Here is a 2934-nt window from a genome sequence, read left to right as displayed (position 1 = left end):
CAGGTTGCGGGATGGGCGCTGCGGATTCCAGTGGCGCTGGTGTTCTTTGGCCTCTCCGCGGACGAGTTGGATCACGGTGTGGCCGGCGGTCTGCAGCTGCGCCATGAGCGCGCGGCCGACGTGTCCACGCGATCCGGTCATTGCGATGGTCAGCGGGGTGTCGGCGCCGGCGGCGTTGACTCGGTTGAGGAAGCTGATGTCCTCGATGAGCTGGTGCTGGCGGTAGGCCACCATAGGTTCGAGGGTGCCTGCGGGCACGCGGGTGGAGATCTCATCGGTGACAAGGGTTGCCAGGGGGTCGTCGTCAAGCGACTCAAAGCGATGGGCGTGCCGCCACGTTGCCAGGGCTTTCATGGGGGCGTTGATGCAGACGTCCGTGAAGACGTGGCCGGTGCGGTAGCCGGAGAGGTCATGGCGGGCGACCCATTTCAGGCCGGCGGGCAGCGAGAAGATGGTGGTGCCGTCGGCGAGGCGTTCGGCTTCCTGGACGGGTTTCATCGGCAGGAAGGTGGGCGCCAGGCGCGCGACTGCCCCCGGGCGGGTGTGCCACTCCCACACTGTGTCCCTGTCTGCTGGGACAACGTGATGTGCTGTGATTCCCATGGAGCTCCTTCGCGCCAAAACGTAGCTGTGGGTGCTAGAGTAACAACCGGTCTAGCACACCAGCATAGACAACAGCATTGACATCCTTTAAAGGACCGCACAGAGAGGCGGAGAAGGAGGTTCGATGAGTATGGACACGCAACGCACGACCGTTGAGCTGTTATCAGCCGATGACGTCGGGCGTACTGTCGCACGCATCGCGCATCAAATCATTGAAAAGACAGCGCTTGACGACGACACTCGTATCGTCTTGTTAGGCATCCCGTCCGGTGGTGTTCCACTGGCCCAGCGTCTATCGCACGCGGTGGAGGAGTTCTCCGGGGTGTCTGTCCCCGTGGGCAGTTTGGATATCACGTTGTACCGTGACGATCTGCGGGATAAGCCGCACCGCGCGCTGCAGCCCACGAAGATTCCGATCGATCTCGATGACGCCATCGTGGTGCTTGTCGACGATGTCCTCTTTTCTGGCCGCACCATCCGGGCCGCGCTCGATGCCTTGAGGGATTTGGGGCGCCCTGCCGTGGTGCAGTTGGCCGTTTTGGTGGATCGGGGTCACCGCCAGTTGCCGATCCGCGCGGATTACGTAGGCAAGAACATTCCGACGGCGCGCACTGAAGATGTCACGGTGAAGATTAAGGCCCTCGATGGCGAGGATGCCGTGGTTCTCACCCGCGATGAGGAGGCTTAAAAGTTGAAGCACCTATTAAGTATTGCGGACTTGTCGCGCGATGAGATTGTCGGCCTGATGGATGAGGCCGATCGTTTTCGCGAGGCGCTGGAAGGCCGCGAGATCAAAAAGCTACCCACCTTGCGTGGCCGCACCATTTTTACGCTCTTCTATGAGAACTCAACGCGCACCCGGGCCTCCTTTGAGACGGCCGGCAAGTGGATGAGCGCAGACGTGATTAATATCGGCGCCTCGTCGTCAAGCGTGAAGAAGGGCGAATCGCTGAAGGACACTGCCTCCACGCTGGCGGCGATCGGAGCTGATGCGATTGTGATGCGCCACCCAAGCTCGGGCGCAGCGCAGCTGGTGTCGGACTGGGTGGCGCCCGGCGGCGTCGGCCCCAGCGTGATCAATGCGGGTGACGGCTCGCACCAGCACCCCACGCAGGCGCTCCTGGATGCGGTGACGATGCGCCAGCGCTTAGGTGGAATTGAGGGCCGCAAGGTGATCATCGTGGGTGATTGCCTGCATTCGCGCGTGGTGCGTTCGAACGTGGATTTGCTGTCCACCTTAGGTGCGGAGGTCGTGCTCGTTGCACCGCCGACGCTGCTTCCTACCGGCGTGGAGACCTGGCCGGTGCGCACCAGTTCTGATTTTGACGCAGAGATCGCGGACGCCGATGTGGTGATGATGCTGCGCGTGCAGCAGGAGCGGATGAACGGCGGTTTCTTCCCTTCGCACCGTGAATATGCCACGCTCTATGGCCTGTCGAAGGACCGCGCGGCGCGGATGAAAGACGATGCGATCATCATGCACCCCGGCCCGATGCTGCGCGGAATGGAAATCAACCACGCGGTCGCCGATTACGACGAAACCGCTGTGCTGCAGCAGGTATCCAACGGTGTGCACGTGCGCATGGCCGTGCTGTTTACGCTGATCGCAGCAGGAGAGTAGGAGACAAGAACGTGCAAAAGAATTATCCCCCCACAGGTCCTCTTGCTCCTGTACCCACTGAGCCCTTGGCCATTCAGAACGTACGACCCTACGGTGAGGGCGACCCGGTGACCGTGCTGGTCAACGATGGCGAAATCAGCGCCATTGGTGCGGACGTGGAGATCCCCGAAGGCGCCCGTGTGATCGACGGCGGTGGCAATGTGTTGCTGCCGGGGCTGGTCGATATGCACGTGCACCTGCGCGAGCCCGGCCGCGAAGACACGGAGACCATTGCCACCGGCTCTAATGCCGCGGCGAAGGGCGGGTTCACCGCCGTGTTCACCATGGCGAATACGAATCCGGTGATGGATCAGCCGATCATCGCGGAGTCGGTGTGGCTAAAGTCCCAGGCTTATGGCAAGTGCGACGTGCACCCGGTCGGCTCGATCACGCAGGGCTTGGGCGGCACTCAGCTGACCGAGTTCGGCATGATGGCGCGTTCCGAGGCGAAGGTGCGCATGTTTTCCGACGATGGCCGCTGCGTCAACGATCCTCAGATCATGCGCCGCGCCATCGAATACGCCAAGGGTTTGGATGTGTTGCTGGCGCAGCACGCCGAGGACCATCGGATGACGGAAGGCGCTGTCGCCCACGAGGGCGCGGAGGCGGCAAGGCTGGGCCTGCGCGGTTGGCCGCGCGTGGCTGAGGAAGCCGTTGTGGCTCGCGATACG

The 2934-nt window shown here is 62.5% G+C and carries 3 protein-coding genes and 1 pseudogene; 3 read left to right on the top strand and 1 reads right to left on the bottom strand.

The genetic code is table 11. The annotated features are described in order from the left end of the window. Positions 1–603: pseudogene (locus ACHFGA_RS06805) on the bottom strand (TIGR01777 family protein); the annotation flags it as partial. Positions 604–733: 130 nt separating this feature from the next. On the opposite strand from ACHFGA_RS06805, the gene pyrR reads away from it, so the two are divergent. From pyrR to ACHFGA_RS06790, 3 genes are all read left to right on the top strand, one after another. Then, on the top strand, positions 734–1291 hold the full coding sequence (pyrR, locus tag ACHFGA_RS06800; RefSeq protein ID WP_394281654.1) for a bifunctional pyr operon transcriptional regulator/uracil phosphoribosyltransferase PyrR: 558 nt from the start codon (positions 734–736) through the stop codon (positions 1289–1291). 3 nt (positions 1292–1294) lie between these two features. Beyond that, a complete protein-coding gene (locus ACHFGA_RS06795; RefSeq protein WP_394281653.1) occupies positions 1295–2224 on the top strand; it encodes an aspartate carbamoyltransferase catalytic subunit in 930 nt (309 codons plus the stop codon). 11 nt (positions 2225–2235) lie between these two features. Continuing rightward, a partial coding sequence (locus tag ACHFGA_RS06790) for an amidohydrolase family protein (RefSeq protein ID WP_394281652.1) occupies positions 2236–2934 on the top strand: 699 nt, incomplete at its 3' end.

It is taken from the genome of Corynebacterium sp. (assembly GCF_043426755.1).
GTDB lineage: Bacteria > Actinomycetota > Actinomycetes > Mycobacteriales > Mycobacteriaceae > Corynebacterium.
This window is presented reverse-complemented; position numbering and strand designations above follow the sequence as displayed.

What these genes read in the sequence shown, in the direction of transcription:
- pyrR (WP_394281654.1), top strand. Translation starts at nt 734, where the DNA reads ATGGACACGCAACGCACGACCGTTGAGCTGTTATCAGCCGATGACGTC.